Here is a 14,853-nt window from a genome sequence, read left to right as displayed (position 1 = left end):
TCGTGCCACGAGAGCCGTTGCGGCCGCTGTTCCACGGCGCCGACGTGCCTGAGGAGGTCATCCGCGCCGATGACGCGGCGGAATCGCGGGTGCCCGTCCGAGCCGCCTCCGAGGTCACGACGCCGGGCTACGTCCGCCGGTACGCCGAAGCGGTCGACGTGCCGGTCTTCCTCGGGTTCGGGCAGGTCGACGTCACGCCCGACGCGCACGCGGAGCCCGCCTGCTATCGCGCCTCCATTGACGTGACACTGGTGGTCATCGAGGGATCGGCCCACTGCCACAACTTTGCGGGGCGCAGGCAGGAGCTCTGGAATCGCCTCGCGTCCTGGGGCGACACGATCTCCTCCCGGCGAACGGTGCCCGTTGACGACCGGAAGGGCGATGCGGAGTGACGATCGAGAACGCGACCGAGGTGCAGGCGAGCGCCCCTGACGAGCTGGCGGCCGCCTTGCGGGAAGGCGTTGCTCGGCGGCCCGCTGATCTGGTCTTCCACCGTGAATCAGGGACGACCGAGACAACGTCGCCGGAGGTTCTCGAACGGGCCGACCGGGTCGCCGCCGGGCTCGCCGGCCTCGGTGTCCGGCCGGGAGACGTCGTCGCCTTCCAGCTGACGAACCGGGTCGAGAACGCGATCGTCCATGCCGCCGTGCTGCTGTGCGGTGCGGTCGCGCTGCCCATCGTGCCGATCTACAAGCTCCGGGAGGTCTCCTTCGTCCTGCGTCAGTCCGGTGCTGCCGCGCTGATCGCCTTTCCGGGGATGGCAGCGGAGGTACTGGCCGTCCGGGACGATCTGCCTGATCTCCGCGCGGTCATCGCGATCCGTGACGGCGCCGACGTTCCGGTGCCGCGCGGCGCCACCGCCTGGACGGAACTCGAGGCCTCCGAGTCTCTGCCGGCCCGTGCTCCCGCGCCGCCGGACGAGGTGGCCGTGTTGGTCTACACGTCCGGCACCACCGCCGAGCCGAAGGGCGTCCAGCACACGCACCGGACGCTCATCGCGGAGATGGCCACGCTCCCCGGTGTCCGCCGCAACGCGGACGGCGTCGTCTACCTGGATGCATTTCCTCCCGGCCATGTCGCCGGGCTGAACGTTGTCCTGCGAGCGTTGATTCATGGACTCTCGACCGTCTTCATGGAGCGCTGGAACGCTGAAGTCGCGCTGGATCTCATCCATCGCCACGGAGTCACATCTTCAGCAGGTGTCCCTTTCCACTTGGCGGCGCTGCTCGACGCCGCAGAGCGCACCGGACGCGGCACCGGTACCTTGCGCGACTACCTCGTTGGTGCAGCCAGTGTCCCGCCCGTGCTGGTCGAACGCGCTCAACGCGCAGGCGTCGCGGCCTACCGTTCCTACGGATCCAGCGAGCACCCCACGATCAGCTCCGGCACCCCGGACGACCCGCTCGCCAAACGCGCGCGCACCGATGGACGCCCGATGCCGTGCAACGAGGTCCGCATCGTGGACGCCCAAGGTCGGGAACTGCCTCTCGGTCAGGACGGCGAGATCCTCTCCCGCGGCCCCGAGCTGTTTCCCGGCTACCGCGACGATGCTCTGAACGCGGCGGCGTTCACGCAGGACGGTTGGCTCCGCACAGGGGATGTCGGACGGATGGACGACGACGGCTATCTGACGGTCACCGACCGGTTGAAGGACATCATCGTCCGAGGTGGAGAGAAGATCTCGTCGAAGGAGGTCGAGGACCTGCTTGCGGCGCACCCCTCCGTCGCCGAGGCCGTCGCGATCGCCGAGCCCGACGAGCGGTACGGCGAACGTGTTTGCGCGTTCGCGGTCCTGCACCCTGGCGCCTACCTCGACATGGACACCGTCCGTGATCACTTCGCGGCCGCAGGAGCGGCCCGGCAGAAGACTCCAGAGCGCCTGATCCTTGTCGACACCTTGCCGCGCACGGCGGCAGGCAAGGTCCGTAAGACCGACCTGAGAGCCTCACTCAACCCGTAGCGTGCTCCGAGGAGTCCGGCGAGCAGTTGCCCCTCGTTGAGATTGGTTCCGATGATCATCGGAACGCGGTTGTAGCTGCCGCTCTGCAGGGCAGCGTTGAGCTGATGGGGGAGCACGCCGCCGCCGACGGCAGGGATCGAGGCATTGTTGATGCCGACACCTCCGCCGAGGGCGCTGTCGGCCGCGTCGCTGATCTCCTGGGTGGACTTGGAGCGTAGGCAGGCCACCGAGACGGCATCGCCCTGGGTACAGCCGAGCTTCCTGGCGACCTTGGCTCCCGACTCCTTGGCCTGCGTGATCGAAGGTCCGGGGATGCCGCAACCGCTCTCCGCGATCGCTGAGCCGAACAGGCCGGCCGCGGACGGCGAGGCCACGTTCATGCAGGTGTAGGTGGCGCCGGCGGACTCACCGAACAGTGTCACCTTATGCGGGTCACCACCGAACTGGCCGATGTTCTGTTGCACCCACCGCAGGGCGGCCTGCTGGTCCAGCAGGCTGTAGTCGCCCGAACCCCTCTGTGTCAGGCTCAGATGAGACACAAGGGGATAAAGTTCTGCCCGGCGAGTGCTTGGTCCCCGTGGGCGCTCCCTGCTCCCAGTACCCTGCAGGTCGGCAACCGGCTTGCGGTAGCTGGTCGGCCTGTGTCAGCGCTTGCGCCATTGCGAAGGCGCTTCCGCTGGCCGGCAGACGATCCGAAAGGCGCATGCCGTCCACCCGGTGACGGTGCTGCTGGCAGTCCGGCGACTTCGAAAGAACCTGGCTGCCGTCCAGCAACTGGCCGACCTGGCCGCATCCAAGGACGCCGCCGTCGCCTGGCTCGCCCTCGCGTGGCTGCTGGCCCAAAGCGACGTCATCGTGCCGGTCCCCGGCACCCGCAGCGCCGAGCGTGTGGCGGAGAAAAGTCACATCCGCAGACCTGTTTCGGGTCGGGAATCCCGCGGATCAGCGTCAGCCGGAGGCGAAGAGCATGCGGATGAGTTGATGAAGATGAGAACGGAACCGGTCCAGAATCGCCGGATCTTCTGGAGGCGACGGCCGCGCGGATTCGTCCAAGAATCCCGCCTGCAGGTAGCCGTGAACCGTCCACACGATGGTCCACATTGCAGCCTCCGCATCCATTCCCGGAGTGACGATCCGGCGGACGGCCCTGACTGATTCGTTCACTGTGGGCGCTAGAATCTGCTCTTCGGCGCCCTGGATGTCGCTGGCATCGGACATCCAGCGAAACATCAGAAGGCGAGGATATTCCGGGTGATCGAGGCAGAAATCGAGATAGCGATCCATGAGTGTCATCACGCCGTCCGCGGTGGGCTCGTGGCCTGCGAGGACCGACGCCATCTGATCCGTCCAGAGCCGCTGAAGGCGTCCGAGTACGGCGAGGTAAAGTGCGGCCTTGCTGGGGTAATGATCGGCGACCGCATGGGCGTCGATGCCCGCGGCGTCGGCGATCATCTGGGTGGATACCGCATCATAGCCGAGCTCGCCGAACAGCCGACCGGCGACGCCGCGTATACGGTCCTTCGGCTCTTCTTCCTCGTCCCTCATGCCCGATTCATCCGATCTCACGGTGCTCGCCCGTATTGTCATGGCCAACTGGCCGAATGAACACGCTACCGCTCTTGGTTACCCGTCCTGGGGCCTTCTAATGCAGTAGTGGGTCGCCCTGATCGCGAGCTTGTCTCTGCGGCTCTCTCGAGGGCCGATTATTGGCTCAGTGGCGAGCGACCGCTGTATTGGAGGGATGCTCTTGGTGTTCGGTATGAAAAACTTATGGAATGGCGGTATCGGCGGGAGACCCGGTCGTAGTTGAGCGTTTGGAGAGATCTGCGTCGCACGGCTCGGTGTCCTTGGAGCAGAACAGGGGCCGCCCCTCAGTTCTCCCGATCGAGGACGAGGACGCGAGGTGTCCGCCTCTTCCACCGCGTCGAGTTGGCGGCGGAGCAGGCCGGTCGGGTCATCGGACGCGCGGCGGCGTGCTCGGCGCCCGAAGGTCGCCAGGCGCGAGGGCGATCTTCTTGCTTGCTGTCGGCGCGGGCCATCGGTACAGGTGAGGCCGGGGAAGGCTCAGGAGTCCGCTACACCGGATGCGGAAAATGCGTGGCGTTCGTTGTAGGGGCCGGCGGCGCCCTTGACGCACAGTCGCTTGCGTTCCTCTCCCATCCCCTGGAGTCATCGTGAAACTGCGAACACTCGTGCTGTCGGTGGCCATGGGCGCCGCGACGACGGCGCCCATGGCCGCTATGGCGGACGCGGAAGCCGCACCTTCGGGATGTGCGGCGACGGACGCGGCCATCTACACCGCGCCGTCATCGGTCGACGGCAACCCGGGCGATCTGCTCGCGTGCCGCTCGGTCGCCCTGCCGCACGTCCCGGGCAACGTCCCGATGAAGGCGTGGAAGGTGCAGTACGCCTCCACCAACGTGCAAGGTAAGAAGATCGCGGTTTCGGGGACGGTGGCCGTTCCCACGGCGACCTGGGCGGGGCCCGGTTCTCGTCCCGTTGTGGCGTTCAACCCGGGCACGGTGGGGCTGGGGTCGCAGTGCGCCTTCTCCAAGCAACTCGCGGGCGCCTATCAGGACGAGTACGAGGGCGAGCAGGTCGAGGCGTTCCTGAAGGCCGGGTTCGCGGTCGCGGCCACCGACGGCGTCGGCTACCTGGACGGACAGACCCACACCTACATGGCCGGTCAGAACGCGGGGCACGCGCTGCTGGACATCGTCCGTACGTCGCGGCAGGTCCCCGGCGGGTCGTTGGCCTCCGATGGGAAGGTCGCGATCTCCGGGTACTCCGAGGGCGGGGCCGCCGCTCTGTGGGGGGCACAGCTTGCCTCCTCCTACGCGCCTGAGCTGCACATGGCGGGTGTCGCGGCCGGTGGCGTGCCGGGTGACCTGCGGCTGGTGGGCAAGCAGCTGAACGGGGGGCCGTTCGCCGGCTTCCTGGCGGATGCGCAGATCGGCCTGCACCAGGCATATCCGAACCTGCCGTTCGACCAGCTGCTGAACGACAACGGCCGGCAGGCGGTCAAGAACGCGACGAGCAACTGCCTGTACGGCACGCTGGCGTCGTTCCTCGGCGCCAACGTCGAGAACTACACCACCAATCACTACACCCTCGACCAGCTCTACGCGCTCAAGGGTTCCGATGGAATGTCCTGGGGAGACGCGGTCGACGCGCAGAAGCTCGGCGCGGACATCGGCGGCCCGAATTCCGGTGCCAAGTACAAGATGGACTTCCCCACCTTCCAGTATCGGGGAGTCTTCGAGGAGGTCATCGCCACACAGGCGGAAGAGGACACCCGTTCGCGCTACTGCAAGGCGGGCATCACCACGCAGTGGAACTCCTCCTACCCCGGGGAGCACCTGCTGACCGACAGCATCGCCATCAATGACGTGACGGCCTGGATCGGCGATCGCTTCGCAGGGAAGGCCGCGCCGTCGAACTGTCCGCTCTTCTGAGATGGGGGCCTGACGAGGACGGCTCCCATGCCGGGGGCCGTCCTCGCCTCGTTGCGGCCAAGGCGTCACGGTGACCCCGGCGAATGGCCCTCGGGCGTGTCGCGGTGACCGCGGCGCGGCATCAAGGGGTAGGCGATCTCACTGCGAAGGGCCAGAATGTGAGTCACGTTACACGGCATCAGGATGCGTCCGGGGAGGCGGAGACGGCGTCTCCGGCCGGGGCGGACGGGGGAGGGCGGATGGGCTCCAGATCGGCTTCCCGGGTCATTGAGATCGAGATATCCGGGCCGCGGCTGCTGGAAACGGCGACGAGGCTGCGCAAGCATGTGCCCGAGGCTGCGCGGGAGGCGATCCGGGAGATCGAGCGGGAGCTGCCGGAGTTCGTCCGGCCCGACGATCCTCGCTATGCCGAGGTGCTGACCCAGACCGTCGAGTGGATCATCGGTCACTTCGTCGAGCTGATGGCCGACCCGGAGACGCCGTCGACGGAACTGCTCGACTTCCTGTATGAGCTGGGTGTCGGGGAGGCCAGGGAGGGGCGCGGCCTGGAGCAGTTCCAGACGGCCTTGAGGATCGGCGCGGGTGTGGCGCTCAACCGGCTCAACGCCGAAGCCGAGGCCATGGACATCTTCACCAGCCCGAGCACCATGGCGCAGATCACGCAGGCGCTGTTCGCCTACCACGACAGGCTCACCGAGACCGTCGCAGAAGGACACGCCGCCTATGAGGCACGATCGCATGACAAGCGGCGGCACCACCTCGGCCATCTGGTGGAACTGCTGGTCACGCCCGCTCCGGCGGCGCGGGCCATCGGCACGCTCGCGGGAAAGGCCGGATGGCGCTTGCCCGACACGGTCGCCGCCGTCGCGGTCAATGACCCGCAGAGCTGGGGGACCGCCGGGCCCGCTCTGCCGGACGAGGTGCTCAACGGACTGGACCTCGCAGAGCCCTGCCTGATCGTTCCCGATCCCGAGGGGCCCGGGCGCCGCACCATGCTCCGCACCGGACTGCGGGGACGGGCGGCGGCGGTCGGCCCCACCGTGGCGATCACCGAGGTGGCGCGATCGTTGCGCTGGGCGCGGCAGGGGCTCGCTCTCGCCGAGCGACGGATCATTTCCACGGCCCGACCCTTCTTCGTGACCGACCACCTGCCGATCATGATGATCATGCAGGACGAAGACCTGACCGACATCGCCGTGGCCGTCAGGCTCGCCCCTCTCGCGTCACTGCCGGTGACGTCGCGGATGCGGCTCGCCACAACGTTCTTCGCATGTCTGGAGTGCAACTTCAACGCGGCCGAGGTCGGCAAGCGCCTGCGGGTGCACCCGCAGACCGTCCGATACCGCATCCGCCAGCTAGAGCAGATCTTCGGACCAGACATCCACGACCTCGACCAGCGCTTCGACTATCTCGTCACGCTGCGCGCCTGGCTGGCGATGCACGGCCCCTGAGATTGGGCGGGTTCCGCGTCTCCGGTGGTCACGCCGGTTGCCAGGCGACATCACCTGTTGCGTGCCTGGGCCAGAGCTCCGATGACGATGACGCGTGCGGGTCCGGCAGCTCGGAGTCCAGGCGTTTCATCTCGACAGCGAATGTGAGCACGAGCAGTAGCTCGGTCCGGCAGGCGGGATCGTGGACCGCGTCTCCGACCAACTCCTCCAGCCTGCGGATCCGGTACCGCACGGTCTGCTCGTGCACCCTCAGGCGTTCGGCGGCGATGACGGCGTTGTCGTGGGCTCGCACGTACTCCAGCAGGGTCCTGGCGTACTGGTTCCGGCGATGCGGCGGAAGCTGCAGCAAGGACCCCAGCCGCTTCTTGAATGCGAACTCCACCAGTTCCTCGCCCACTGAGGTGACGAGGACGGAAATGTGGTCCATGCAGCGGGCCGCGGGCTCCGCCGTGATGACGCCTTCGTCGATCAGGCCGACCAGACGTCTGGCCCAGCGGAGGGAGACCGCGCCGCGAGTGAGCGGCACGGCCGGGCCGATCGCGGCGGTCAGGCCCTCGGTGAGGGCGGACATGAACCCCTGCCGCGCCGGTCGTTCGGGGTCGGGAACCACCATGTACGGCTCTGGGCAGTGCCAGTCGATGAGGACGGCCGGCGGGAGCAGCGGCCTGACCTCCTCCGAGTCGCGGCTGATGGCGACCACGGCGATGGTGCGAGGGACCTCCCACCCGGCCCGCTTGGCCAGCGCGGCGATCGCGTCCTCACTGGCGGACGGCTCGGATATCAGCAGGTCCCGCAACCGTGCCCGCAGACGCTGTCGTTCGCCGAGCTGCTGGTCCCGGGTGTTGGCGTAGCCCTGCGCCGCGGCACTGGCGATCTTCTCCAGGAACACGAACAGGGAGTCGTTGAGCTGGCTGAGGGTGTCCAGCGACCACCCCAGCCGGCGGGCGTCGCTGATGAACCGTCTGCTGGCGACCTGCCCGCAGACCCGGATCGCGGTCTGCAGACCGTCCAGGGTGCGCCCCTTGCGGGCCTCGTGAGCGCCGATGCCGACATAGATCTCGCTCAACGGCTCCCAGTCCATCTGCGGATTGCCGATCGCCTCCACGAAGTACCGGACGGTCTCGTTCACCGACCATTGCATGCGCTGGCCGTACCGGCTGTCCGCCGGGCGCGAGTATTCGGGAACCAGCTTGTGGATCTCCCGCACCATCTCCTCGCCGGCCGCCCGGACGTAAGGCCGCAGCGGGGAGGAGTCGACGGGCAACTTCGCCAGCGGCAGCAGGTCCACGGCCGCGTACTCGTGTTCGTTCACCTTCACCTCCGACATCGGTGACGCCGTTCTGTCACGTCGACGCCGGAAACACGATCGCTTTTGTCATCTCCGAGCGAAACTCACCAGGGTGAGAGACCCCGCGGACAGCATTGTCAGACTTGTGCCAACACATGCTCGCTGACCTGCGAAGACGGCGATGGGGCAGACGCCGGCAACCCGTCTCCGTTGAGTCTCACGACGGGAGTGCCGTGTCCTGGACCTGCGGTGCTCACGCACCCGGCACGGCCGCGAACCGTGAGCGTCATTTATCAGAATGCCGCTACCTGATTGCCCGAAGACGCTCACGGCGCATGCAAGGCGGGCACGGCGCGAAGACCTAGATTTGCCTGGCGCCGACATCCCTGACCCCATACGGCAACGCGCGTCCGGCATGCCCCGTGCAGGGTCCCACGCCGCTTGGCAGCACCGACGAATCACCGACTGGAGTGCAGATGACCCCTCCTCTGGGAAGCATGATCGACTCCCCGCTCATCAGCGAACTCGGCCGGTGGGCCAAAGAAATACCACACGAGCGCGCCTTCTCCTTCGTCGATTACGGCCGGGACACGCAGGGCCGTCGGACCGACATCTCCTGGAGCGAATTGGACGGCCGCGTCCGAGGAGTCGCGGCCGCCCTGCGTCGCACGGGTGATTCCGGGCAAAGGGTCGCCATCGTGGCACCGCAGTCACTCGAGTACATCGTAGGTTTTCTTGGAGCCATGTATGCCGGAATGGTCAGCGTGCCACTGTTCACCCCTGATCTTCCCGGCCACCGCGAACGGCTGACGGCGATCCTGCGCGACGCCGACGCCGACTGCGTCCTCACGACGGCGGCCCTACGATCCCGCGTACGGGAGTTGCTGAACCAGAGCACGGCCCAACGGCACCAGGACATCGTCGTCATGGATTCGATCGATCCGGCCCCTGATTGGGAGCCGGAGAAGGTCCGGCCCTCGGACCCCGCGTATCTCCAGTACACCTCGGGATCCACACGAATCCCGGCAGGCGCCGTCATCACGCACGGCAACCTGGCCGCCAACGCCAGGCAGATCTGGGCCGCCGGAGCCGGGACCCCCCGCTCGTCCGTGCAGGTGATGTGGCTCCCGCTCTTCCACGACATGGGACTGGTCTCCACCATCGGGCTGCCGCTCGTGCACGGTAACTCGGCGGTCCTCATGGACCCGCTGGCCTTCGTCATGAGACCGGTCCGCTGGCTTCAGCTCCTCAGTGCCGAACAAGGCGACACCTTCACCGCCGGCCCCAACTTTGCCTACGAGATGCTCGTCGACCGCGTGAGCGAGAAGGAGAAGATCGGCCTGGACCTGAGCCGCGTCAAAGTATTCATGAACGGCGCCGAACCCGTCCGCCCCAAAACCCTGAAACACTTCCAAAAGGCTTTCCAGCAATGCGGACTCAGGTCGTCCGCCCCATGCGCGGCCTATGGCCTCGCGGAGGCGACCGTGTACGTGTCAGCGGGGTCCGCTGACGCTCCTCCCACCATCCGGCACTTCGACGCCCTGGCACTCGCCGAGGGCGTCGCCCGTCCTTGCGATCGGGAAGCGCCCGAGGCGACCGCCCTGGTCGCATGCGGGGCGCCCATCGGGCAGACGGTCGCGGTCGTCGACCCTCGAACCCACTACCGGCAACCGGCCAGGCACATCGGCGAGATCTGGGTACACGGCCCCAACGTCGCCGACGGCTACTGGGGACGCTCCAAGGAGACCGCGTCGACATTCGAGGCTCGACTCAACAGCGGCACCGACGCCAGCACGCCCCACGGCCCCTGGCTGCGCACCGGTGACCTCGGCTTCTGGTACGCCGGCGAACTGTACGTGACCGGCCGCATCAAGGACCTGATCATCATCGACGGACGCAACCACTACCCGCAGGACATCGAGTACACCGCGCAAGACGCCCACCCGGGGATCCGGCCAGAGCACGTCGCCGCCTTCGCGGTGGACAACCGGGGAACCGAGTCCGCGGTCATCCTCGCCGAACGCAACCGCCGCATCCCGCTCCAGCACTGCGATCCACAGGCCATTGAGCAGGCCGTCCGGACCGCAGTGCACCAACACCACGGACTGGTCCTCTGGGACTTCGTTCTGGTCGAGCCGGGAGGGATCACACGTACCAGCAGCGGCAAGCTCGCCCGCGCAGCCTGCCGAGCCTCCTACCTCGCCGCCGACGTCAGGACCACCATCGACCGACTAGCCCTCAAGCAGGGAGCCGAACAGTGAACCGCTCCAGGTTTGTTGGACACCCTCACGACACGGAATGTCTACGGGCCAGGGCGGGCAGCGCGCGGACGGCGGCTACCGAGCATCCAACGCCCTTGGGCGCCAGCAGGCCACCTTCCTGCGCCACCGCGCTGCAGAGGACCTGGTACCGCACCGCGATGACGGGCAAATACCTCAACGGCTAAACCGAACCGTCCCCCGTGCCTCCGGCCTGAGGCGAATGGGATGTGGTCGGGAACGGTACCCCGAGTCCAACGCCACGCCCAACGGGAACGTGCGCCCCGTCCGGTGTGGAAGCCAGCCGAACGACGCTGCCTGCGGGCCCGCCTTCAACGAAGCCGACGCTCTCGACAAGCCCGCCTGGCTGAACCCGCTCAAGCCCCGACAGATCGGCAGGCCGGACACAGCGTTCCGCAAGCGGGCCCAGTCCACCCAGCCGTTGACGACATGATCAGCCGCATCGGTACGTGGACGTTGCGCGACTACCTTATGGGCGCCGCGAGCGTCCCGCCCGTGCTGGTCGAGCGCGCAGGTCACGCAGGCCTATCCGCGTACCGTTCGTACGGATCCAGCGAGCACCCGACGATCGGCTCCGGCACCCTGGACGAATCCGCTCGCGAAACGCGCTCACACCGACGGACGTCCGATTCCGGGCAACGAAGTCAGCGCCAGACAGCCCGGCAGTGCCACCATCATGGGCAGGCGGGACGCCGCATATCAGATCACCTTCCGCTCACGCTGGGCAGCGGGGTTGTGTTGCGGTCCGGGCGTCCGCTGGGGGGACCGCTGCCGACAGGGCTGCGACATCCGAGCGAACATGGAGCTAACACGGGGACATGTCGGGCGTGGATCTTGGGTTGTAAGCATGTGTTTATGCAGGTGAGGGGTGGCGCGCCCGGCAGGATTCGAACCCGCGACCGTCGGTTTAGAAGCTCGATGGCCACCGGCTCAGGGCCGGTGAGCTCGTCCTCTTCCCGCTGGTCGCCGGTAACCGCGACGACGCGCTGGTCGGCGGCGCCGGCACGGTGGATCTGCGGCGAGGCAGTACCACTCCGCACCTGGCGTTCGGCGGGGGACCGCACCGGTGCCTCGGCTCGCATCTGGCCCGGATCGAAATGAGCATCGCTCTCCGCGGATGGCATGAGGCCATCCCCGAGTACGGGCTGGCGCCTGGTGCGACGCCGCGGCCTACTGGTCGAACGTGCACGGCCTCCTGGAACTCCGACTGTCCGCCTTCCAGTGATTCGTGTAGGGCGGCGCGCAACTGAGGTTACTACGTTGACATAGATAACCTACAATGGTGGGAACGTGTCGTCATCCGACCGGGGAGGCCACTGTGCGACCGTTGGATCGGTCTTTCGATGTCACCGAGGAGATCGGGACAGGAGAGCCGCTGAGCCAGACGGCCTGGATCTTCGCGCCGGAGGACGCCGCCGAGGTGAAGGGTGCCATCCTGTGCCTGGCCGGCGGCACCTACGACAAGAGGTACTGGCATCCGGAGGTGCCCGGCCATGACGGCTACAGCTTCGGGCGGCATCTCGCCGGTCGCGGTTACGTCGTCATCGCCCTCGATCACCTCGGCGTCGGTGGGAGCTCCGACCCGACGGCCTCCGGAGCGGTGACTCTGCAGCTCATGGCGAGAGGGGATGCGGCCGTCGCCGCCCAGATCAGAGCGCGACTGGACGGCGGAACACTCGTCCCCGGACTGCCGCCCCTGCCCCACCTGCCATTGATCGGCGCAGGCCACTCGATGGGAGCCTGCCTCACCACGATGGTCCAAGCGCAAGCCGGAGCCTACGACGCCGTCGTGCTTCTCGGTTACGGCGTCGACATCACCAACGTCCACGATGAGAAGGCCACGTCGGAGGCCCTCGAGGAACGTGTCGACGAGACCGAGGCCATCTTTCGTGCGACCACGGGAACGGCTCCGGACGCGACCTCGACGATCGTGCCGCGAGCACTCTTGCGGCAGCTGTTCCACGGCCCCGACGTGCCCGAGGAGGTCATTCGCGTCGATGACGCGGCGCAATCCCGGGTGCCCGTCCGAGCGGCCTCCGAGGTCACGACTCCGGGCTATGTCCGGCAGTACGCCGAAGCGGTCGACGTGCCGATCTTCCTCGGGTTCGGCCGGGTCGACGTCTCACCCGACCCATATGCGGAACCTGCCTGTTATCGCGCCTCCGCTGACGTGACGCTGGTGATCGTCGAGGGATCGGGTCACTGCCACAACTTCGCGGGTCGCAGGGGGGAGCTCTGGAATCGCATCGCGTCCTGGGGCGACGCGATCTCCTCCCGGCGCACGGCGGCCGCCAGCAGCCTGGAAGGCGATGTCCGATGACGATCGAGAACACGGCGGAGGCCGAAGCGAGCGCCGGTCCGGCCGACCTGGCGGCCGCCTTGCGGGAAGGCGCCGCCCGGCGACCCGCCGACCTGGTATTTCACGGTGAAACCGGAACAATCGAGATCTCCTCGCCGAAGGTTCTCGAACGGGCCGGCCGGGTCGCCACCGGGCTCACCGGGCTCGGTGTCCAACGTGGAGACGTCGTCGCCTTCCAACTGACGAACCGGGTGGAGAACGCGATCGTCCATGCGGCCGTGCTGCTCTGCGGTGCGGTCGCGTTGCCCATCGTCCCGATCTACAAGCTCCGGGAGGTGTCCTTCGTCCTGCGCCAGTCCGGTGCCACCGCGTTGATCGCCTTCCCGGGAATGGCGGCGGAGGTGCTGGCCGCTCGGAGCGACCTGCCTGATCTCCGCGCCGTCATCGCGATCCGCGACGGCGGCGCCGTCCCGATGCCGCCCGGCGCCGCCTCGTGGACGGAACTCGAGGCGTCCGACCCCCTGCCGACGCTCGCTCCCGCACCTGCGGACGAGGTGGCCGTGCTGGTCTACACGTCCGGTACCACCGCTGAGCCGAAGGGCGTCCAGCACACGCACCGGACCCTCATGGCCGAGATGGCCACGCTCCCCGGTGTCCGCCGCAGCGCGGACGGCGTCGTCTATCTGGATGCCTTTCCCCCTGGCCATGTCGCCGGGCTGAACGTCGTCCTGCGCGCGTTGATCCACGGACTCTCGACCGTCTTCATGGAGCGCTGGAACGCTGAAGTCGCACTGGATCTGATCCATCGTCACGGCGTCACGTCTTCAGCCGGTGTTCCCTTTCACCTGGCGGCCCTGCTCGACGCGGCGGCGAACACCGGTCGCGGCACCGGCACCCTGCGCGACTACCTGGTTGGCGCGGCCAGCGTTCCGCCCGTGCTGGTCGAACGCGTTCAACGCGCCGGCGTCGCGGCCTACCGTTCGTACGGATCCAGCGAGCACCCCACCATAAGCTCGGGCACCCCGGACGACCCGCTCGCCAAACGCGCGCACACCGACGGGCGCCCGATGCCCGGCAACGAGGTCCGCATCGTGGATGCCCAAGGTCACGACGTGCCGCCTGGTCGAGACGGCGAAATCCTCTCCCGTGGTCCCGAGCTGTTCCCCGGCTACCGAGACGAGGCCTTGAACACGACCACGTTCGCGCGGGACGGTTGGCTCCGTACAGGAGACGTCGGACGATTGGACGAGGACGGCTATCTGACGGTCACCGACCGGTTGAAGGACATCATCGTCCGAGGTGGAGAGAAGATCTCGTCGAAAGAGGTCGAGGACCTGCTTGCGGCGCACCCCTCCGTCGCCGAGGCCGTCGCCGTCGCCGAGCCCGACGAGCGCTACGGCGAACGCGTCTGCGCGTTCACGGTCCTGCATCCTGGCGCCTCCCTCGACCTTGACGCCGTTCGAGCGCACTTCGCCGCCGCAGGAGCCGCCCGGCAGAAGACCCCGGAGCGTTTGATCGTAGTCGACACCCTGCCGCGGACTGCGGCAGGAAAGGTCCGCAAAACGGAACTCAGGGCAACGCTCAACCCGTAAGCGCTCGGATCGACCCGCGGACGCCGACGGACGCCGCCCCATCCCCAGGAAGCCGCCGTGCCGTCGACGAAACACCCTCTTATCACCCCGCCCGAGCGGACTGAGGGACTCCGGCCATGTGGAGCGTGAAGACCCGGGCCCCCTCTCGGGCTCTGGGAAGCCAGGCCCTCACCATGAACAGGTCCGTGCTGCGCTGGTACTCCTGGCAGGAACGCCCGCCGTTGGCGATATGGAACTGGCCGGCAGGTGCCGATGTCTGCTCAGGCGGTGGGGAGCGAGGGCCGGATTCCCGTGACGAACAGGTCGAGGCCGGCGGTGAAGGCAAGGTCGCGGCGGGAGCGGGGCCATCGCGCGAGCGGCTCTTGCGGGACTGTTCCTCAATGGTGAAGCCGTTGGCGTAGGCCAAGACGGTGTCGAGAGAGAGCAGGGCCGTCTCGGCAGGAACGCCCGCGGCGGTCAGTGCGGTGATGAGGTCACCGATGACGGTGCGCCTCGTCACCGGCGCCTGCGGCGTCGCCTGAAGCGGAGG

General features: G+C 67.7%; 10 protein-coding genes and 2 pseudogenes. 9 read left to right on the top strand and 3 right to left on the bottom strand.

Annotated elements, in window-relative coordinates; all coding sequences use genetic code 11:
• Positions 1-17 precede the first annotated feature (17 nt).
• Both F8568_RS48305 and F8568_RS18755 read left to right on the top strand, forming a co-directional pair.
• Positions 18-392, top strand: a complete 375-nt coding sequence (locus tag F8568_RS48305; protein ID WP_236008885.1) for an alpha/beta fold hydrolase — start codon at positions 18-20, stop codon at positions 390-392.
• Positions 389-1,960 (top strand): class I adenylate-forming enzyme family protein, encoded by a 1,572-nt coding sequence (locus F8568_RS18755; RefSeq protein ID WP_151594833.1) that lies wholly within the window; start codon positions 389-391, stop codon positions 1,958-1,960. Before F8568_RS48305 ends, F8568_RS18755 begins: the two co-directional genes overlap by 4 nt.
• Before the next feature lie 11 nt (positions 1,961-1,971).
• Here F8568_RS18755 and F8568_RS48300 read toward each other — a convergent pair.
• Positions 1,972-2,499 (bottom strand): annotated as a pseudogene (locus F8568_RS48300) (carboxylesterase family protein); the annotation flags it as partial.
• 178 nt (positions 2,500-2,677) lie between these two features.
• Between F8568_RS48300 and F8568_RS51060 the strand changes: the two are divergent.
• Positions 2,678-2,845 (top strand): annotated as a pseudogene (locus F8568_RS51060) (aldo/keto reductase); the annotation flags it as partial.
• A gap of 63 nt (positions 2,846-2,908) precedes the next feature.
• On the opposite strand, the gene F8568_RS18740 reads toward F8568_RS51060, so the two are convergent.
• Complete coding sequence (locus tag F8568_RS18740; RefSeq protein WP_160573661.1) at positions 2,909-3,505, bottom strand: TetR/AcrR family transcriptional regulator; 597 nt, start codon at positions 3,503-3,505, stop codon at positions 2,909-2,911.
• 647 nt (positions 3,506-4,152) lie between these two features.
• Here F8568_RS18740 and F8568_RS18735 point away from each other — a divergent pair.
• Positions 4,153-5,415, top strand: a complete 1,263-nt coding sequence (locus F8568_RS18735) for a lipase family protein (protein ID WP_328600948.1) — start codon at positions 4,153-4,155, stop codon at positions 5,413-5,415.
• A gap of 83 nt (positions 5,416-5,498) precedes the next feature.
• Complete coding sequence (locus F8568_RS18730) at positions 5,499-6,866, top strand: helix-turn-helix domain-containing protein (RefSeq protein WP_151594830.1); 1,368 nt, start codon at positions 5,499-5,501, stop codon at positions 6,864-6,866.
• A 28-nt stretch (positions 6,867-6,894) separates the two neighbouring features.
• On the opposite strand, the gene F8568_RS18725 is transcribed toward F8568_RS18730, so the two are convergent.
• Positions 6,895-8,178, bottom strand: a complete 1,284-nt coding sequence (locus F8568_RS18725; protein ID WP_328600947.1) for a helix-turn-helix domain-containing protein — start codon at positions 8,176-8,178, stop codon at positions 6,895-6,897.
• Between the two features lie 473 nt (positions 8,179-8,651).
• On the opposite strand from F8568_RS18725, the gene F8568_RS18720 reads away from it, so the two are divergent.
• The 4 genes from F8568_RS18720 to F8568_RS18705 all read left to right on the top strand — a co-directional run bounded on the left by F8568_RS18720 (position 8,652) and on the right by F8568_RS18705 (position 14,324).
• Positions 8,652-10,415: a fatty acyl-AMP ligase gene (locus tag F8568_RS18720; RefSeq protein WP_236008884.1), complete on the top strand. Its 1,764-nt coding sequence runs from the start codon at positions 8,652-8,654 to the stop codon at positions 10,413-10,415.
• A gap of 1,025 nt (positions 10,416-11,440) precedes the next feature.
• The gene (locus F8568_RS18715) at positions 11,441-11,683 is read left to right on the top strand and encodes a cytochrome P450 (RefSeq protein WP_328600946.1); all 243 of its coding nucleotides are present in this window, start codon (positions 11,441-11,443) and stop codon (positions 11,681-11,683) included.
• A 77-nt stretch (positions 11,684-11,760) separates the two neighbouring features.
• Positions 11,761-12,753, top strand: a complete 993-nt coding sequence (locus F8568_RS18710) for an alpha/beta hydrolase (protein WP_202125118.1) — start codon at positions 11,761-11,763, stop codon at positions 12,751-12,753.
• Entirely contained in the window at positions 12,750-14,324 is a 1,575-nt protein-coding gene (locus F8568_RS18705) for a class I adenylate-forming enzyme family protein (protein WP_151594826.1), read from the top strand. The genes F8568_RS18710 and F8568_RS18705 overlap by 4 nt, the downstream gene beginning before the upstream one ends.
• Positions 14,325-14,853 lie beyond the last annotated feature (529 nt).

The sequence above is a fragment of the Actinomadura physcomitrii genome (assembly GCF_008923205.2).
Lineage (GTDB): Bacteria > Actinomycetota > Actinomycetes > Streptosporangiales > Streptosporangiaceae > Spirillospora > Spirillospora physcomitrii.
The sequence above is the reverse complement of the archived record's forward strand: the minus strand, read 5'-3'. Positions and strand labels throughout refer to the sequence as shown.